General features: G+C 70.2%; 15 protein-coding genes, 1 tRNA gene and 1 riboswitch. Of the genes, 10 read left to right on the top strand and 6 right to left on the bottom strand.

The features are described 5' to 3' along the window. Nucleotides 1-232 precede the first annotated feature (232 nt). The 7 genes from rsmA to KBO27_RS17495 all read left to right on the top strand — a co-directional run bounded on the left by rsmA (nt 233) and on the right by KBO27_RS17495 (nt 9,061). Entirely contained in the window at nt 233-1,102 is an 870-nt protein-coding gene (rsmA, locus tag KBO27_RS17525) for a 16S rRNA (adenine(1518)-N(6)/adenine(1519)-N(6))-dimethyltransferase RsmA (protein ID WP_307870465.1), read from the top strand. A 174-nt stretch (nt 1,103-1,276) separates the two neighbouring features. Continuing rightward, nucleotides 1,277-1,366, top strand: a riboswitch (SAM riboswitch). Nucleotides 1,367-1,608: 242 nt separating this feature from the next. Next, entirely contained in the window at nt 1,609-2,631 is a 1,023-nt protein-coding gene (locus KBO27_RS17520) for a methionine ABC transporter ATP-binding protein (RefSeq protein ID WP_210971067.1), read from the top strand. Next, complete coding sequence (locus KBO27_RS17515; protein WP_165944585.1) at nt 2,628-3,311, top strand: methionine ABC transporter permease; 684 nt, start codon at nt 2,628-2,630, stop codon at nt 3,309-3,311. Before KBO27_RS17520 ends, KBO27_RS17515 begins: the two co-directional genes overlap by 4 nt. Before the next feature lie 103 nt (nt 3,312-3,414). Then, the gene (locus KBO27_RS17510; protein WP_210971066.1) at nt 3,415-4,221 is read left to right on the top strand and encodes a MetQ/NlpA family ABC transporter substrate-binding protein; all 807 of its coding nucleotides are present in this window, start codon (nt 3,415-3,417) and stop codon (nt 4,219-4,221) included. A gap of 251 nt (nt 4,222-4,472) precedes the next feature. Then, the gene (locus tag KBO27_RS17505) at nt 4,473-5,429 is read left to right on the top strand and encodes a 4-(cytidine 5'-diphospho)-2-C-methyl-D-erythritol kinase (RefSeq protein WP_210971227.1); all 957 of its coding nucleotides are present in this window, start codon (nt 4,473-4,475) and stop codon (nt 5,427-5,429) included. 19 nt (nt 5,430-5,448) lie between these two features. After that, nucleotides 5,449-7,227, top strand: a complete 1,779-nt coding sequence (locus KBO27_RS17500; RefSeq protein ID WP_210971065.1) for an ABC-F family ATP-binding cassette domain-containing protein — start codon at nt 5,449-5,451, stop codon at nt 7,225-7,227. 178 nt (nt 7,228-7,405) lie between these two features. Then, nucleotides 7,406-9,061, top strand: coding sequence for a fatty acyl-AMP ligase (locus KBO27_RS17495; RefSeq protein WP_210971064.1), 1,656 nt, complete (start codon nt 7,406-7,408; stop codon nt 9,059-9,061). Between the two features lie 36 nt (nt 9,062-9,097). Here the strand turns inward: KBO27_RS17495 and pth are convergent, their stop codons facing one another. Both pth and KBO27_RS17485 read right to left on the bottom strand, forming a co-directional pair. Next, the gene (gene pth / locus KBO27_RS17490) at nt 9,098-9,673 is read right to left on the bottom strand and encodes an aminoacyl-tRNA hydrolase (protein WP_132679364.1); all 576 of its coding nucleotides are present in this window, start codon (nt 9,671-9,673) and stop codon (nt 9,098-9,100) included. Nucleotides 9,674-9,758: 85 nt separating this feature from the next. Next, nucleotides 9,759-10,373, bottom strand: a complete 615-nt coding sequence (locus KBO27_RS17485) for a 50S ribosomal protein L25/general stress protein Ctc (RefSeq protein ID WP_210971063.1) — start codon at nt 10,371-10,373, stop codon at nt 9,759-9,761. Nucleotides 10,374-10,777: 404 nt separating this feature from the next. On the opposite strand from KBO27_RS17485, the gene KBO27_RS17480 reads away from it, so the two are divergent. After that, a complete protein-coding gene (locus KBO27_RS17480) occupies nt 10,778-11,383 on the top strand; it encodes a malonic semialdehyde reductase (RefSeq protein WP_210971062.1) in 606 nt (201 codons plus the stop codon). A gap of 100 nt (nt 11,384-11,483) precedes the next feature. Here the strand turns inward: KBO27_RS17480 and KBO27_RS17475 are convergent, their stop codons facing one another. The 4 genes from KBO27_RS17475 to KBO27_RS17460 form a co-directional block, all read right to left on the bottom strand. Further along, nucleotides 11,484-12,464 (bottom strand): ribose-phosphate diphosphokinase, encoded by a 981-nt coding sequence (locus KBO27_RS17475; RefSeq protein ID WP_210971226.1) that lies wholly within the window; start codon nt 12,462-12,464, stop codon nt 11,484-11,486. A 2-nt stretch (nt 12,465-12,466) separates the two neighbouring features. Beyond that, nucleotides 12,467-13,993, bottom strand: a complete 1,527-nt coding sequence (glmU, locus tag KBO27_RS17470; protein ID WP_210971061.1) for a bifunctional UDP-N-acetylglucosamine diphosphorylase/glucosamine-1-phosphate N-acetyltransferase GlmU — start codon at nt 13,991-13,993, stop codon at nt 12,467-12,469. A gap of 236 nt (nt 13,994-14,229) precedes the next feature. Further along, nucleotides 14,230-15,960 (bottom strand): GGDEF domain-containing protein, encoded by a 1,731-nt coding sequence (locus KBO27_RS17465; protein ID WP_210971060.1) that lies wholly within the window; start codon nt 15,958-15,960, stop codon nt 14,230-14,232. A 110-nt stretch (nt 15,961-16,070) separates the two neighbouring features. After that, nucleotides 16,071-16,141: transfer RNA gene (locus KBO27_RS17460), tRNA-Gln, on the bottom strand. Between the two features lie 516 nt (nt 16,142-16,657). Between KBO27_RS17460 and KBO27_RS17455 the strand changes: the two genes are divergently transcribed. Together KBO27_RS17455 and KBO27_RS17450 are read left to right on the top strand one after the other, a co-directional pair. After that, complete coding sequence (locus KBO27_RS17455; RefSeq protein WP_210971059.1) at nt 16,658-17,626, top strand: acyl-CoA desaturase; 969 nt, start codon at nt 16,658-16,660, stop codon at nt 17,624-17,626. A gap of 176 nt (nt 17,627-17,802) precedes the next feature. After that, entirely contained in the window at nt 17,803-18,396 is a 594-nt protein-coding gene (locus KBO27_RS17450) for a TetR/AcrR family transcriptional regulator (protein ID WP_132681336.1), read from the top strand. Nucleotides 18,397-18,490 lie beyond the last annotated feature (94 nt).

Here is an 18,490-nt window from a genome sequence, read left to right as displayed (position 1 = left end):
CTGTGCACCGCTCATCGTGCGTAGCGGTGCGAGTAGCGGAACCTCAGCGGCTCTCTGGACTGCGGGTGCCACTCCTGATGTATGTCCAATACACGGCGGAGTGGCCGTCCTCACCAGAGAGCCGCTGAGAACCCGCGGCGGTGCGAGTTGCCAGGGTGGGGTGAAGAGAAAGCGGCTTCGCCGCTTCGACCTGGTGAGATCGGTCGAAACCGGCGCGGGTAGGTTCATCCGCGTGGATGAGCAGGGGGCGGCGTTGCTGGGGCCGGCCGACGTGCGTCGGCTGGCCGACGAGCTGGACATCAAACCGACCAAGAAGCTCGGTCAGAACTTCGTGCACGACCCGAACACGGTCCGGCGGATCGTCTCCGCGGCCGAGGTCGGCCCGGACGACGTCGTGCTGGAGGTCGGCCCGGGTCTGGGCTCGCTGACGCTCGCGCTGCTGCCCGCCGCGGGCGCCGTCATCGCCGTGGAGATCGACCCGGTGCTGGCGGAGCGGTTGCCGCGCACCGCGCGCGAGTTCGCGCCCCGGCTGGCCGACCGCTTGAGCGTGCTGCCCGCCGACGCGCTGCGGGTCCAGGCGGCCGACTTCCCGAAGCCGCCGACGGCGCTGGTCGCCAACCTGCCCTACAACGTCGCGGTGCCCGTGGTGCTGCACCTGCTGGCCGAGCTGCCGAGCCTGCGCAAGGGGCTGGTCATGGTCCAGTCCGAGGTCGCCGACCGGATGGCCGCCGAGCCCGGCAGCCGCGTCTACGGCGTGCCGAGCGCGAAGGCGGCCTGGTACGCCGACGTGCGCCGCGCGGGCCCGGTGCCGCGCAAGGTGTTCTGGCCGGTGCCGAACGTGGACTCCGGGCTGGTTTCCTTCCACCGCGTCGATCCGCCGTCGAGCGCCTCGCGGCAGGACGTCTTCCGCGTGGTGGACGCCGCCTTCGCTCAGCGGCGCAAGACGTTGCGCGGCGCGCTGTCCGGGTGGGCCGGTTCGGCGGCGCGGGCGGAGGAGTTGTTGCGCGCGGCCGGGATCGACCCGACGACGCGCGGAGAGCAGTTGCGCATCGCCGATTTCGCCCGGATCGCGGAGGCCGCGTCATCCGGGTCGAGCAGCTGAACCACTCGTCCGGCGGCTTGCGGCCACGCGCTGCGACATCACTGAGGGTGACGAAAACGCCACCCTCTGCGGAAAAATTCCCGCTCCGCTCGGTATGTGATGTGGCAAACGATTTCGGTCAGTGACCGCTATCAGCTTGCGTCGGGCCCTGTCGATGGGGTCTACTATTCGGGAAATCCATCCCGAGCGGCTGAGAGACCTGGCTTGTTGACGCCGCAGCAACCACCCATCGCGGGCAGGTGCTAACGCCAGGACCGATGGAGTAGCTGTGGATTACAACGCGCGGTTAGCGAACCTGTCTGCCACCGGCAACGCCCGGTTCGAGGTACCCCACATCAGGGAACTGCTCACGCAGCGACGGTTCATCGACCACGGAAGGCGCACGACCTGCGCCTGTCGTCGCGAGATGTGACCTGGCCCTTCCCCTCTTCCTTTTCCCTTAGAAGTTCCCCATGGCTGCTGCCCGAACGCGGGCGCGGCCATCGCGAGCTGATGTGGAGCAGATCGTGATCTCAGTCGAGAACCTGACCAAGTCGTTCCAGCACAACGGCAGCACCGTCCGCGCCCTCGACGGCGTGTCGATGGAGGTCAACGCGGGTTCGGTGTGCGGCGTGGTCGGACCGAGCGGAGCGGGGAAGTCGACGCTGGCCCGGTGCATCGCGCTGCTGGAGAAGCCCGACGGCGGTGCCATCCGCGTCGACGGCACCGACCTCGTGTCGCTGGACGGCAAGGCGCTGCGCGCCGCCCGCAGGCAGATCGGCGTTGTGCCGCAAGGTGATTCGCTGCTGCGCCAGCGCACCGCCGCGGGCAACGTCGCGCTGCCGCTGGAGGCCGCCGGCATCGGCGGCCCGCAGCGGCGCAACCGCGTCGGCGAACTCCTCGACCTCGTCGGCCTGACCGACAAGGCGTCGGTCTACCCGGACCAGCTCTCCGGCGGTCAGCGCCAGCGCATCGCGGTCGCCCGCGCGCTGGCGGCCAAGCCCTCGGTGCTGCTGGCCGACGAGCCGACCTCCGCGCTGGACCCGTCCACCACCGACTCGGTGCTGACCGTGCTCGACCGCGCGCGTGCCGAGCTCGGCGTCACCGTCCTCGTGGTCACCCACGACATGGCGGTGGTGCGCAAGATCGCCGACGACGTCGCGGTGCTCGAGGACGGCCAGGTCGTCGAGCACGGCAAGGTCCTGGACCTCGTCTCCGAACCCGGCAGCAAGGTCAGCGGCACCCTGCTGCCCCCGACCGACCAGGCCGAGTCGCTGCGCCCGACTTCGGGCCGCCACGACGTGGTCGCCGAGATCGTGCTGGTCGGCTTCGCCGCAGTGGGAGCGCTGCTCCCCGAGGCCTCCAACCGGTTCGCCGTCGACCTGGCGATCCTGGGCGGTGGCCTGACCCGCCTCGGCGACACCCCGGTCGCCAAGTTCAAGATCGGCCTGACCGGTGAGCGTTCCGAGGCGGCGCTGAAGTGGATGATCGAGCGGGACGCGCACGTCCGGCGCGCCCCGGTGAGCGTTGACGGAGTTGCTGCTGCGTGACTGATGTGACCCCCTGGTCGGAGGTCGGCGAACTACTGGGCGAGGCAACGCTCGAAACGCTTTACATGGTGCTGGTGGCGACCGTGCTGGCCGTGGTCGGCGGGTTGCCGCTGGGTGTGCTGCTGCACCTGACCTCTCCGGTCGGGCTGAACCCGAAACCGGTGCTGAACAAGGTGCTCGGCGTGATCGTGGACGTGGTGCGCTCGGTGCCCTTCGTGGTGCTGCTGGTGGTGCTGGCGTCGTTCACCCGGCTGCTGATCGGGACCTCGATCGGCAGCAGCGCGGTGATCGTGCCGCTGACCATCGGTGCGATCCCGTTCTTCGCGCGGCTGACGCAGAACGCGTTGCGCGAGGTCGGTTTCACCGTGGTGGAAGCCGCGATCACGACCGGTTCCAGCAGGCTGCGGATCGTGTGGACGGTGCTGCTCGGCGAGGCCCGAGCCGCGCTGGTCGGAGCCGTCGGCGTCACCGCGGTGGCGCTGATCGGCTACGCCGCGATGGCCGGTGCCATCGGCGGCGGTGGTCTGGGCACGACCGCGATCCAGGACGGCTACCAGGGCTACGACGACCGGATCCTCTACGGATCCGTCGTGGTGCTCGGGCTGCTGGCCTTCGCGATGCAGCTGATCACCGATCGCACCGCCAAGCTCGTCGACCGCCGGCGCACCGCCGCCGGCTGAATCTCCGGGAACCGAACCCGTTCTCCCTCCCGCGTCCGTCCCACGAGGACGGTGCGCGATCTCTGCCTGCCTGAAAAACAGGCTCGTTGAAAGGACGCACGACATGCGTTTGCGCTTCGCCGCACTGCTCGCCTCGGCCGGGGTTCTGCTGGCCGCCTGCGGTGGTGGTTCCGCCGCCGAAGACCCCAACGCGCCGCTGAAGATCGGCGTCAGCCCCACGCCGCACGGCGAGATCCTGCAGTACGTCGACGACAACCTGGCCCAGCAGGCCGGGATCGACATCGAGATCGAGAAGTTCGACGACTACAACCGGCCGAACGAGGCCGTCGCCAACGGCGAGCTGGACGCGAACTACTTCCAGCACGTGCCGTACCTGGAGGAGTACCGCAAGGAGCGCGGCGGCGAGTTCACCTGGATCGAGCCGGTGCACCTGGAGCCGCTGGCCGTCTACTCCAAGCAGGCCAAGTCGCTGACCGACCTGCCCGCGGGCGCCACGGTGACGCTGTCCAACGACCCGGCCAACCAGTTCCGCGGCCTGAAGCTGCTGGAGCAGGGCGGTCTGATCAAGCTCAAGCCGGAGGCCGCCGTCGGTACCCGGCTGGACGCCGCCATCGCGGAGAACCCGAAGAACATCCAGCTCAAGGACCTGTCCCCGGACCAGCTGCCGCGTTCGATCGACGATGCGGCCGCCGCGGTGGTCAACGGCAACTACGCGATCAAGGCGAAGCTGTCGAACCCGCTGCTGGTGGAGAGCGCGCAGGGCAACCCCTACGCCAACGGCCTGGTGACCAGCCCGGCGCTGGCCAAGGACCCGCGCGTGCTCAAGCTCGCCGAGCTCCTGCGCAGCCAGCAGGTCAAGGACTTCATCAACGAGGAGTGGGGCGGCGTCGCCGTCGTCCCCGCCTCCTGACTCCTGCGGCGTGACACGAGGGCCGGGGCGGTCGACCATCGACCACCCCGGCCCTCACCCGTCCGATTACTCCCGTATTCCGGTCCCCGATTGCGGCCGTAATCGGGGACCGGAATACGGGAGTAATCAGGGTCCCCGGGGTGGCGGGTTCGGGTGGCCGGTCACCGGGGGATTTGTGGCTGGGGTGGGGCTGTGCGCAGGGAAGTGGGCGGTGAGGTTCTCCGGCCACGTAGGCTCTTGGTGTGCTCTCCGTGGTTCCTACACCGATCACCGTCCGCGTCCCGGCGAAGGTGAACCTCCACCTCTCGGTGGGTGACGCGCGTCCGGACGGCTACCACGAGCTGGTCACCGTCTTCCAGGCTCTGTCGCTGACCGACGACGTCACGGTGGTGGCGGCGGACGAGCCGGCCATCGAGGTCAAGGGCGAGGGAGCCGACGAGGTCCCCACCGGACCGGAGAACCTCGCGTGGAAAGCGGTGCGACTGCTGGCCGAGCACTGCGGGCGCGATCCGGAGAATCCCGGCGTGCGGATCTCGATCAACAAGGGCATCCCGGTCGCCGGCGGCATGGCCGGTGGCAGCGCCGACGCCGCCGCCACGTTGCAGGCGGTCAACCAGCTCTGGCGGCTGGAACTGGGCCGCGACGAGCTCAGCGAGCTCGCCGGCAAGATCGGCAGCGACGTGCCGTTCTCGCTGCAGGGCGGCACCGCCCTGGGCACCGGGCGCGGCGAGCGGCTGGTCCCGGTCCTGGCCCGGCACACCTACCACTGGGTCATCGCGCTCGACCGCGAAGGCCTGAGCACACCCGGCGTCTACGGCGAGCTGGACCGGCTCCGCGCGGACAACGGCAACGGCCGCATCGGTGAGGTGGAACCCCTGCTGGAGGCGCTGGCCTCCGGCGATCCCCGGCAGCTCGCGCTGCTGCTGGGCAACGACCTGCAATCCGCGGCGGTCTCGCTGCGCCCGGGCCTGCGCCGCACGCTGCGCGCGGGCGTGCAGGCGGGCGCGCTGGCCGGCATCGTCTCGGGCTCCGGCCCGACCTGCGCCTTCCTGTGCACCGACTCCGACGAGGCGGTCCGGGTCGCCGCGGAGCTCTCGGGCGCGGGCGTCTGCCGGACCGTCCGCGTCGCGCACGGCCCGGTGCCGGGGGCCAAGGTCGTCTCCGAGGAGCCGGCCCATCGCCCCACCCCGCCCCAAGTCCACGCGTGATGGAGTAGTCGAAACCTCGATGGTGAACCTGGTCAACCTGGAAACGGTCAGCAAGTCCTACGGCGTGCGCCCGCTGCTGGACGGCGTGTCGCTGGGCGTGTCCGAAGGCGAGCGGATCGGCGTCGTCGGTCTCAACGGCGGCGGCAAGACGACGCTGCTGGAAATCCTCGCCGGTTTCGCAGAACCCGACGACGGCCGGGTCTCGCAGTCCCGCGACCTGCGGATGGCCGTGGTCACCCAGCGCACCGAGCTCGACGAGGACGCCACCGTGCGCAACGCCGTCCTCGATCCGCACGGCTTCACCGCCGAGCACGAGTGGGCCGCCGACCCGCGGGTGCGATCGGTGCTGGGCGGTCTGGGCATGACGCGGCTCGGCCTGGACACCCCGGTCAAGAACTTCTCGGGCGGGGAACGCCGCCGCGTGGCGCTGGCCGCCGCGCTCGTGCGCGACCTCGACCTGCTGGTGCTCGACGAGCCCACCAACCACCTCGACATCGAAGGCGTGCGCTGGCTGGCCGATCACCTGCTGGAACGCAAGTGCGCGCTGGTGATCGTGACGCACGACCGCTGGTTCCTCGACACCGTCTGCAACCGGACCTGGGAGGTCGTGGACGGCAAGGTCGAGCAGTACGAGGGCGGCTACGCGGACTGGATCTTCGCCCGCGCCGAGCGCGCCCGCATCGCGCAGGCCACCGAGGAGCGGCGGCAGAACCTGGCCCGCAAGGAGCTCGCCTGGTTGCAGCGCGGAGCGAAGGCCCGCACCTCCAAGCCCCGCTACCGCGTCGAGGCGGCCGAAGCGCTGATCTCCGACGTCCCGGAGCCGCGCGACTCCGTCGAGCTGCTGGCCTTCGCCAAGCGCCGGCTGGGTCGCACCGTGCTGGAGCTGGAGGACGTCGACCTGCGGATCGCCGATCGGGCGCTGCTGGAGAACGTGACGTGGCGGATCGGGCCGGGCGACCGGATCGGTCTGGTGGGCGTCAACGGTTCCGGCAAGACGACGCTGCTCAAGCTGCTGGCGGGGGAGCGCGAACCGGACGCGGGCAAGCGCGTCGAGGGCAAGACGGTGCGGATGGCGCACCTGACGCAGGAGCTGCACGACCTGCCGGGCAACTGGCGGGTGCTGGAGGCGATCGAGAACGTCGCCAAGACCGTCACCCTCGGCAAGTACGAGCTGTCGGCCTCGCAGCTGGGGGAGCGGTTCGGGTTCGGCAAGGGCAGGCAGTGGACGCCGGTCGGCGACCTCTCCGGTGGCGAGCGCCGCCGGTTGCAGCTGGCGCGGCTGCTGATGGCCGAGCCGAACGTGCTGATCCTCGACGAGCCGACGAACGACCTGGACATCGACACCCTCCAGCAGCTGGAGGACCTGCTCGACACCTGGCCGGGCACGATGATCGTGGTCTCGCACGACCGGTACCTGGTCGAGCGGGTCTGCGACAGCGTCCACGCGCTGTTCGGCGACGGCAAGCTCACCCACCTGCCCGGCGGGATCGACGAGTACCTGCAGCGGCGTCATTCGCTGCTGGCGGCGGAGAGCAGCGTCGGCAAGCAGGCCACCGACGCGCCGGAGTCGCGGGGGCTGTCGGGCGCCGAGGAGCACGCGGCCCGCAAGGAGCTCTCCCGCTTCGAGCGGCAGCTCGACAAGCTCGCCAAGCGCGAGTCCGACCTGCACGAGAAGCTCGCCGAGGCGGCCACCGAGCCCGACCGCCTGGCCAAGCTCAACGCGGAGCTCCAGTCCTTGCAGCAGGAGAAGGACGACCTCGAAACCCGCTGGATGGAGCTGGCCGACCAACTCGGGTAGCTGAACCCGGCGGCTCTCCGCAGCCTGGAACTCCCCGACGGTGTGATCGGAACGCTCCGCTCTCGACGGAGGTGACGGATTGCTCCGGTAATCCGTTCCCCGATTGCGGGAGTTTTCGGTGTGCACGGTCGGGCGTTGAGGCGTGCCTCCGGGTTTTCCGGATCGTAAGCTGCGTCACATGAGTCGGTTCGTGGAGACCTTGGTGGCGTCGGCTCGGCGGAACTCCGGTGAAGGGGCTCGCGGGCTCATCACCGGAGAGCCCGCGGAGCCCTTGTTCCGGAGCTGGGCGCAGGTGCACGACGCCGCGCTGCGGATGGCCGGTGGATTGGGTGAGCAGCTCCGGCCCGGTGCGGCCGTCGCGATCCTGGCCGCCGATCCCGGTCTGATCGGTCCCGCCGTGCAGGCGGTGTGGCTCGGCGGTGGCAGCGTGACGATGCTGCACCAGCCGACGCCGCGCACCGACCTCGGGCACTGGGCCGAGGACACCCTCAAGGTGCTGAAGATGATCGGCGCGCGGCTGGTGCTGCTCGGCCCGCCGTTCGAGCAGCTGGCGGGGGTGCTGGAAGACAACGGCATCGCCTACCGCGACCTCGCCGGTCTCGCCGCCACCGACGCGGAGCCGCTGGCCGGGCCGGTCGAGGTCGGCGAGGACGAGACGGCGCTGCTGCAGCTGACCAGCGGGTCCACCGCCGATCCGAAGGCCGTCCGGATCACCCACCGCAACCTCAACGCCAACCTGCGCGCGATGGTCACCGCCGCCGAGCTCGACCCGGAGCACGACGTCGCGGTGTCCTGGTTGCCGCTGTTCCACGACATGGGGATGGTCGGCTGCCTGACCGTGCCGATGGCGATCGGCATGACCACGGTCAAGATCACCCCGTCGGACTTCCTGGCCGGACCGCTGGTGTGGCCGCAGCTGATCAGCAAGTACCGCGCCACGGTCACCGCCGCGCCGAACTTCGCCTACGCCGTCGTCGGCCGCCGGATGGCGCGAGCCGACGAGGACTTCGATCTGTCGAGCCTGCGCTTCACGCTCAACGGGGCCGAGCCCATCGATCCCGCGGCGGCGCAGGCGTTCACCGACGCCGGGGCGCGCTTCGGCCTCACCCCGGACTGCATGGTGTGCGCCTTCGGCATGGCCGAGGCGACCCTCGCGGTCTCGTTCGCCCCGCTGCGTCGCGGCTTGGAGACCGACGTGGTCGACGCCGAGGGCTTGGAGAAGCGGCACGTCGCCGAGCCGGTCGATTCCGAGGAACCGCACGCGCGCCGGTTCGCGCTGCTGGGGCACCCGCTGCCGGGCCTGGAGGTCGACGTCGTCGACGACGCGGGGGAGGAGCTCGCCGACCGGCAGGTCGGGCGGCTGCGCATCCGCGGCGAGGCCGTCACCCCGGGCTACCTCACGGTGGACGGTCCGCAGGAGGTGCAGGACGCCGACGGCTGGCTGGACACCGGCGACGAGGGGTACCTGGCCGACGGTCAGGTGGTGATCTGCGGGCGTCGCAAGGACGTGATCATCATGGGCGGCCGCAACATCTACCCGGTCGACATCGAGCGGGCCGCCTGCGAGGTCCCGGGGGTCCGCGCCGGCAACGCGGCGGCGGTCCGGCTGGAGGCGGGCAGCAGGCGCGAGCGCTTCGCGGTGGTGCTGGAGTCCAAGCAGGCGGGTTCGGAGGACGCGGAGAAGGCGCTGCGCAAGGAGGTCGTGTCCCGCATCGTCGACGCCGTCGGCGTCCGCCCCGCGGAGGTCGTCGTGCTGCCGCCGGGGACGCTCCCGAAGACGCCGTCGGGGAAGCTCCGCCGGGCGGCCACGGCGGACCTGGTACCGCATCGGTGAGGGGCGGTTCGGACCCGCGATCGCGTCAGAGCGGGGTCAGTGGAACTCGTTCTGGGCGGCTTCCAGGCCCTTGGTGACCAGCGCTTCCACCGCGTCGGCGCAGAGGTCGATGAAGTAGGCGAGCTCTTTGCGCTCGGTGCCGGAGAAGTCCTTGAGCACGTAGTCGGCGGGGTCCATCCGGCCGGGCGGGCGCCCGACGCCGAAGCGGACCCGCAGGTAGTCGCGGGTGCCCAGGGACTTGGAGATGGAGCGCAGCCCGTTGTGGCCGTTCTCGCCGCCGCCCTGCTTGATCCGGATCGTGCCGTAGGGCAGGTCCAGCTCGTCGTGGATGACGATCAGCGACTCGGGCGCTGTCTTGAAGAACTTCACCGCGCCGGCGACCGGGCCGCCGGAGAGGTTCATGAACGAACGCGGCTTGACCAGCACGGACCGGGCGCCGCCCAGCCGCCCTTCGACGGCGTCGGCACCGGACTTGTGGGACTTGAACTTGCCGCCGACGCGAGCGGCCAGCTCGTCCGCGACGAGGAAGCCGATGTTGTGCCGGTTGCCCTCGTAGCGCGGACCGGGATTGCCCAGCCCGACGATCACAGAAACCGCGTCCGCAGTGGTCACGGAAGTAAGTCTCCCTCTTGCCGAGGCAGAACCCGCGCCGCCCCCCGGTTGGGGGACGGCGCGGGAGCGCCCGACGTCGTCAGGCTCAGGCTTCTTCGGAAGCCGCTTCCTCGGCGGCCTCTTCGCCCTCGGAAGCGGAGTCCTCCTCCATGGAGGCCGAGGCCTCGGAGACGTTGACGACCATGGTCTCCGGGTCGGACACCAGGGTCGTGCCCTTGGGCAGCTTCAGGTCGGAGGCGTGCAGCTGGGTGCCGATCTCGACGCCCTCGATCGACAGCTCGATCTGCTCCGGGATGTGCAGGGCCTCGGCCTCGACCTCGACCTCGGTGAGCTCCTGGCTGACCAGGGCGCCGGAGGCGGCGTCACCGGAGACGACGATCGGGACGTTGACGGTGACCTTCTCGCCGCGCTTGACCAGCAGCAGGTCGACGTGCTCGATGTAGCCCTTGATCGGGTGGGCGGTGATGGTCTTGGTCAGCGCGAGCTCCTTGCCGGAACCCGCGACCTCGAGCGTCAGCACCGCGTTGTGGCCGTTCTCACGGATGGCGCGGGCGAACTCGACGCTGGGCAGCGACAGGTGCTTCGGGTCGGAGCCGTGGCCGTAGAGGACCGCGGGGATCTGGCCGGCACGACGGGTGCGGCGAGCCGCTCCCTTGCCGAACTCGTTGCGCTGCTCGACTGCGATGGTTACCTCGGACACGGTGGTGCACTCCTTGAAGACGTCGGGCGGAACGTGAGTTGTTCGCTGGCCTGCGGCGGTGGGGCGCGCTACTGGGGTGATCGACCGGTGCCGGTGGAAACGGCACCAGGAGAGTGCGCGACATCAGTGCGCCGGAGGAGAATTCGACCGACCGTCACCGTGCCACCGCGCCGATCACGCCGGGCGTACGTCCCGACCTCGCCGAGGCAACCCGAATAGTCTAAACGGTGCTTGCATAGCCGTTTTCGCACGGGTGGACACGACGCCCGAACGGGTCGTCGCGGTGACTCCGCTTACAGGCCCCTTCACCGGGAATCGTTGACAGTTCAAGAATGTTGGTGACGTGTGGCCGGGAAGTCCGCCTACCGGCCGGTGAGACCGCCCGATCGCCCAGGAGTGACCCCATGACCCTGTCCCAGTCCGAGCTCGCCCTCGACGCCGAGGCCCAGAACCTGCTGTTCCGCGAGGCCCGCACCGCCAACTCCTTCAGCGACGAGCCCGTGACCGACGAGCAGGTCCAGGCGATCTACGACCTCGTCAAGTGGGCCCCGACCTCGATGAACCAGCAGCCGCTGCGGATCGTGCTGCTGCGCTCGGCCGAGGCCAAGCAGCGCCTGCTGCCGCACCTGATGGAGGGCAACCGGGCCAAGACCGAGCAGGCTCCGCTGGTCGCGATCCTGGCAGCGGACACCGAGTTCCACGAGAACCTGCCGAAGGTCTTCCCGCACAAGCCCGAGGCCAAGGACATCTTCGCCGACCCGGTTTTCCGGGAGCAGAACGCGAAGCTGAACGCCACGCTGCAGGCCGGCTACTTCTTCCTCGGCGTCCGGGCCGCAGGGCTCGCCGTCGGCCCGATGACCGGGCTGGACGCCGCGGGCATCAACGCCGAGTTCTTCCCGGAGGGCGACCAGCAGGCCCTGGTCGTCGCCAACATCGGCAAGCCCGGCGAGAACCCCTGGATGGAGCGCCTGCCCCGCCTCGACTACGACGAGGTCGTCACCACCCTCTGACCCCCGTTGTCGCCGAAGTTCTCATGAAAACTTCCTCGCCCCGAGACGGCGAAAGGCCCCGGTCCAGAGGGGCCGGGGCCTTTCGCGTCGACGTGGACCGTCAGGCGCGACCGTCGAAGAGGCTGGTGACCGAGCCGTCCTCGAAGACCTGGTGGATCGCTTCCGCGACGAGCGGGGCGATCGACAGGACCGTGAGGTTCGGGAACCGGCGCTCGTCCGGGATCGGCAGCGTGTTGGTCAGCACGACCTCCTTGGCGCCGCAGTTCGACAGCCGCTCCACGGCGGGGCCGGACAGCACGGCGTGCGTGGAGGCGATGATGACGTCGCTGGCACCGGCCGCGATCAGCTGCTCGGTGGCCTTGGTGATCGTGCCGCCGGTGTCGATCATGTCGTCGACCAGCACGCACAGCCGGCCCTCGACGTCACCGACGACGCGGTTGGCGACCACCTGGTTGGGCTTGCTGGGGTCGCGGGTCTTGTGGATGAACGCCAGCGGCGTGCCACCCAGGTCGTCGGCCCACTTCTCGGCGACGCGAACACGACCGGAGTCCGGGGAGACCACGGTGATGTTCTGGTCGGTGTAGGTCTCGCTGATGTAGTTCGCGAGCAGCTTCTGCGCCATCAGGTGGTCCACCGGACCGTCGAAGAAGCCCTGGATCTGGTCGGTGTGCAGGTCCACGACCATGATCCGGTCAGCACCGGCGGTCTTGAACAGGTCCGCCATCAGCCGCGCCGAGATCGGCTCGCGGCCCTTGTGCTTCTTGTCCTGACGGGCGTAGCCGTAGAACGGGATGACCACGGTGATGCGCTTGGCGCTGGCGCGCTTGAGCGCGTCCACCATGATCAGCTGCTCCATGATCGCGTCATTGAGCGGCGTGCAGTGCGACTGGATCACAAAGGCGTCGCAGCCACGAACGGACTCGTCGTAGCGCACGAAGATCTCGCCGTTGGCGAACTGGTACGCGGCCTGGGGCGTGACCGTCACGTCGAGCTGCTTGGCCACCTCCTCGGCAAGTTCCGGGTGGCTGCGGCCGGAGAAGAGCTTGAGGCTCTTCTTCGGGGTCGCAGACATGGCACTCACGGTCATCGTCCCTCCCCGTTCGACGTCTCTGCGTCATCGGTCGGTTCATTGCCCAAAGCCCGCTGTGCGGCCTGGTCGGCGGCGGTGCCCGGGCGGCGCTTGGCCACCCAGCCATCGATGTTTCGTTGCCTCCCGCGGGCGACCGCCATCGCGCCCGGGGGGACATCCTGGGTGATCACCGAGCCGGCGGCGGTGTAAGCGCCGTCGCCGATCTCCACCGGTGCGACGAACATGTTGTCCGCGCCGGTCCGGGAGTGTGATCCGATTTTCGTGTGATGCTTGTTCACACCGTCGTAGTTGACGAAGACGGTGGCGGCGCCGATGTTGGACTTCTCGCCGATCGTCGCGTCGCCGACGTAGCTCAGGTGCGGCACCTTGGTGCCGTCGCCGATCTCGGCGTTCTTGGTCTCGACGAAGGTGCCGATCTTGCCCTTCGCGCCCAGCGAGGTGCCGGGCCGCAGGAAGGCGAAGGGGCCGACGTTGGCGTTCGGGCCGATCTCCGCGCCCTCGCCGTGGGTGCGCACCACAGACGCGCCGGGGTGGATCGTGCAGTTCGTCAGCGTGGTGTCCGGGCCGACGGTGGCGCCCTCGCCGACGGTGGTGCCCGCGCGCAGCTGCACGCCCGGCTCCAGCGTCACGTCGCGGGCCAGGGTCACGTCGCAGTCCAGCCACACCGCGGCCGGGTCGATGACGGTGACTCCCTCGCGCATCCAGCGCGTCACCAGCCGGCGGTTGAGCTCGGCGCCGAGCCGGGACAGCTGCACCCGGTCGTTGACGCCTTCGACCAGCCAGGTGTCCGAGCAGATCATGGTGCCGACGCTGCGCCCGTCGCCGCGCGCGATGGACAGCACGTCGGTCAGGTAGAGCTCGCCCTGGGCGTTGTCGGTGGACAGCCGCTTGAGCGCGCCGGTGAGCACCTCGGCGTCGAAGGCGTAGACCCCGGAGTTGATCTCGGTGATCGCGGCCTGCTCGGCGGTGGCGTCCTTCTGCTCGACGATGCCGGTGACCTCACCGGAGGCGTCGCGGGTGATCCGGCCGTAGCCGGTCGGGTCGGCGACGACCGAGGTCAGCACCGTGACGGCGTTGCCGGACGCGGCGTGCTCGTCGAGCATCGCGCGCAGCGTGCCCGCGTCGAGCAGCGGCACGTCGCCGTAGCTGACCAGCACCGTTCCGGCGAGACCGTCGGGGAGCTCGGACAGGCCGCAGGACACGGCGTGGCCGGTGCCCAGCTGCTCTTCTTGGACGGCGGTGGTGATCGGGCGGCCGAGCGAGTCCGACACCGAGCTCAGGTGCTCGGCGACGGCGTCGCGTCCGTGCCCGAGCACGACGACCAGTTGATCGGGATCGATCCCCGCAGCGGCGCGGACGGCGTGTTCGACGAGGGGCCTGCCGGCGATCCGGTGCAGCACCTTCGGTGTCGCCGATCGCATCCTGGTGCCCTCCCCGGCCGCCAGCACGACCGTGCTGACCGGTTCCGGGTGCGCAGCAGCGCGCTGAGAGGAGGGCTGGGCGTTGTCGCCCTGGAGCATCAGCGCTCTCCCTTGATCTCTAGAAGCGGCCTGCCGAGTCTGGATCCGGCGCCGGCCGACGTGCCTGTTGCGTCCAAGCGGGTGAAGGGTAACCGCACGGGTCGTCCTTCACCTTCGGCGCCCCTGCCCTTCCGGCAGCAGCTGCGATGGTACCGCCGTTCGGCTGGACGGTGACGGATGAAAGGGCCCCCTAGCTGGGCCAATGTGATCTTTCCCCGACCAGTTGACACGTCGCTTCAGCGCGCGTCCGGCGGAATCCAGACAGCTTGATCGATTTCGGGCGGCGGCTCGACCGGGTGAGGCTCGGTGCGGTCGTTGACTCCGGAGAGTGCTGTGACGCGGTTCCCGCCGTTGCGCTTCGCCTGGTACATCGCGGCGTCGGCGCGGGCGAGGACCTGCGCGGCGGACTCCTGCGGGCGCATCGCGACGACGCCGATCGACAGCGTCACACCTCGGGACAGCTCCGGCGCCAGGCCGTCGACGGCCTCCACGGTGCGGTGCAGCGCGGCCTCGGCGGCGCTGAGCGTCGCGCCGGGCAGCAGGACCACGAACTCGTCACCGCCGTAGCGGGCCACGAAGTCGTCGGTGCGCAGCGTGTCGCGCAGGTTGCGGGCGACGGTGCGCAGCACGTCGTCGCCTTCGGCGTGCGAGCAGCGGTCGTTGACGCCCTTGAAGCCGTCCAGGTCCACCAGCGCGACCGCCAGCGGCTGCACCTCCGGGGCGCCGAGCAGGGTCTCGAGCCGGTCGTCGAGCGCGCGCCGGTTGGACAACCCGGTCAGCGGGTCCTCGCGGGCCTGCCGGGTGATCGCGTCGTGCTTGTGGCTCAGCCGCGAGTTCTCCAGGCGAGTGGCCAATGTGGACACCCGGGCCTCGCGCATCGCCCACAGCTCGGTCTCCAGCTCCAGCGCGTAGTCGCGCAGGGCGTCGCGGGGGCGGTCCGGGGCCAGCTCGGTGAGCAGCGCGAACTCCCTGGCCAGCGAGATCCGCAGGGTCGGCTCGGAGGAGTCGTGGCTGAGCGTGGTCAGCGTCTCCGACAGCACCCGCACCGCGTCGTCGCGGTGGTCGCCGCGCACCAGGCAGCGGGAGAGCGCGATCGCCATGATGATCTGCTCCCGCGGGTGCATCGAGCGGTCGAGGTGGCGCATCTCCTCCAGCCGCGTGATGTGGTCGGCCGACGGGGAGGCCAGGGCGTGCGCGGCGCCCAGCACCGGCATCTGCTCGGCGGCGGTGCGGTTGGACACGCGCGGGAACAGCGATTCCCGCCACGGGCCCTCGACGGCGACGGCGAGCGCGGAGGCGGTGGAGAACTGGCTGGCCGCCTCGTCCTGCAGGCCGACGCGTTCGAGCCGCAGACCCCAGCCCAGCTGCATGCGGCAGCGGTTGATCATGTGCACGGCGATCTCGTGCGGCCCGCCGCTCTCGCGGATGCGCTGGTGGGCGCGGGCCATCACCTCGTCGGCCATCTCGTAGACGCCCAGCTGGGTCAGCACCAGGCCGATGTCGATCAGCGAGGTGGCCAGCAGGCGTTCCCAGGAGCGGCGGCCGAGCGTGCGGTCGGGGGCCAGCTCCTCGTCGAGCATCGCCAGGCCGTGCGCGACCTCGGTCAGCGCGTTGTCCTCGGCGCCCACGAGCAGCGCGCGCCGGCCGCGCAGCGCGTGCGCGTCGGCCTGCAGCACTTCGAGGCCGTGGCGCTTGGTGTGGCTGAGCAGCTCGTCCAGCAGCGCGTCGGCGCTGTCGACCAGTTCGGCGGTGGTCAGGCGCAGGGCGGCGCAGTGCCGGAGGAGCTGGGCGACGATGCGCGGTTCGCCCCGGCGCTGGGCTTCGGTGAGGAGGTTGTCGGCTTCGCGGATCGTGCTGGACTGGCCGGCCGGGGCGCTGTGCTGGCCGACTGCGTTGAGTTCGCGGGCGCGACCGACCAACCACGCGTCGGATACCTCGCCCAGCGTGGTGACCGGATCTTCGCGCACGGCGGCAGTGTCGTCGCGCAGCGGCGCACACCCCCTGTTCACCTTGTCTCCCGGGGATCCCGGGCGGTGCGCGTCGCCGCGTACCGCGTCGGGCCCGGGAGGGCTGCTCGCTCCGCCGCCAGGATTCGAACCTGGACCATCGGAACCAAAATCCGAGGTGCTGCCTTTACACCACGGCGGATTGGGCGCATCGGGCCCCCGGAACCGGGCGTTGCGCGCCGGCGCCGCAGCGTGAGCTTACCGGTCGATGACAACGCCCGGTGGCACCCTGCCGAGATCGTCACGTGGCCGGCCGAATCCGAGTGCCGGCCGGGGTTGCGCGGGGGTCGGGGACGCGGTGCCGGGCGGCAGGGCGGAGCGAGCGGCTGCCGTCGTTGGGGTCGAGGTGTCGCGGGAAGTCGGGGGCTGAGGCTCGGAAGCCCGCACGGCTGGTTCTGGGCAGGCACACCGGGGAGACGGAACGGGGCGGACCCCGGTTGCACGGCGAGATGCGGACGATCGGGTGAACACAGAAGTGAAGACACGCCCGGAAAATAGCGACACGCCGCTTTTTCTCTCCTGGGGGTGACGATTTCGCATCAAACAACCTACGCTAGCGTAAGTTACGGTCCCGTAGGGTGGAGGTGTTGCGGGACCACGACCACCCGGTGCTGACAACCGTTTACCCACCTCCCCAACGCCATTCGAGGTATTGAGCATGACCGCAGCAACCGAGCGCGTCGCCGCTCCGGGCGTCGGCGCTGAATCCGGGCCGAAGCCCCTGACCACAGGGCCGCAGTCGCCCGGACGGTCGTCCTTGGTGTACGCCTTCCTCCTGATCCCGATGACCGCGCTGGTCGCTTCCGTCCCGGTCCTGTGGGGCTGGGGAATCGGCCCGGTCGACATCGCCCTGGCGGTGGCGTTCTGGCTGATCAGCGGCCTGGGCGTGACCGTCGGCTTCCACCGGTACTTCACCCACGGCGCCTTCAAGGCCAACCGCGGCGTCAAGATCGCTCTGGCCATCGCGGGAATGATGTCGGTGCAGGGCCCGGTGATCACCTGGGTCGCCGACCACCGACGGCACCACGCCTACTCCGACCGCGAGGGCGACCCGCACTCGCCGTGGCTGTACGGCACCTCCGCCGTGGCGTTGGCCAAGGGTTTCTGGCACTCCCACATGGGCTGGATGTTCAGCCGCGAGATGACCAACGAGGACCGGTTCGCCCCGGACCTGCTCAAGGACCGCGACATCGTCTGGGCCAACAAGCTGTTCCCGGTGTGGACGGCGCTGAGCCTCGTCCTGCCGGCGCTGCTCGGCGGGCTGTTCACCTGGTCGCTGTGGGGCGCGCTCACCGGGTTCTTCTGGGCCGGGCTCGTGCGCGTGTCGTTCCTGCACCACATCACGTGGTCGGTCAACTCGATCTGCCACATGATCGGTGAGCGGCCGTTCAAGAGCCGCGACAAGGCCGCCAACTTCTGGCCGCTGGCGATCCTGTCCTTCGGCGAGTCCTGGCACAACTCGCACCACGCCGACCCGACCTGCGCCCGGCACGGCGTGCTGCGCGGTCAGCTGGACATCTCGGCGCGCACGATCTGGATCTTCGAGAAGCTGGGCTGGGCCTGGAAGGTCCGCTGGCCCAACGAGAAGCGCCTCGCGCGCATCGCGGTCACCGACCACAAGGGCTGACCGCTCACGACCGGAGGTGCCCGTGCGGTGAGAACCGCGCGGGCACCTCGTTGTCTCGGGCCTGCACCTCGAACGCGGGTCCCTCACCTAGGGTGGGTCGAGTGGCAGGACGGAGACGCGGGCGCTCAGCGTCCGAACCGGCGCCGACGCGGGCTCCGGCCCGGACGCGCGCCCGGATGACGGGCAAGGAACGACGCCAACAACTGCTGGACGTGGCACGCGCGCTGTTCGCGGAGAAGGGCTTCGACGGCACCTCCATCGAGGAGATCGCCCACCGCGCCGGCGTGTCCAAGCCCGTGGTCTACGAGCACTTCGGCGGCAAGGAAGGCGTGTACGCGGTCGTCGTCGACCGCGAGATGCGCAACCTGCTGGACCTGATCGTCTCCGCGCTCGACGCCGGGCACCCGAGGGTGCTGCTGGAGCAGGCCGCGCACGCGCTGGTCGACTACATCGACGAGAACACCGACGGCTTCCGGGTCCTGGTCCGCGACTCCCCGGTGGCCAGCAGCAGCGGGACGTTCTCCAGCCTGCTCAACGACATAGCCAGCCAGGTGGAGCACATCCTCGGGCTGCAGTTCACCGCCCGCGGCTACGACGCCAAGCTCGCGCCCCTCTACAGCCAGGCGCTGGTCGGCATGGTCGCGCTCACCGGCCAGTGGTGGCTGGAGGCGCGCAAGCCGAAGAAGGAGGAGGTCGCCGCGCACCTGGTCAACCTCGCCTGGAACGGGCTCTCCCACCTGGAGCACAAACCGAAGCCGACGATCCGGTGAGCTACGCCTTTGCTCGGCGGTGCGGGTGGCAGAACCTGAGCGGCGCTGTGGACTCCGTGCGCCACTCCTGATGCATGTCCAATGCACGGCGTCG

Source organism: Saccharopolyspora endophytica (genome assembly GCF_018070075.1).
Taxonomy (GTDB): Bacteria; Actinomycetota; Actinomycetes; order Mycobacteriales; family Pseudonocardiaceae; genus Saccharopolyspora; species Saccharopolyspora endophytica.
This window is presented reverse-complemented; position numbering and strand designations above follow the sequence as displayed.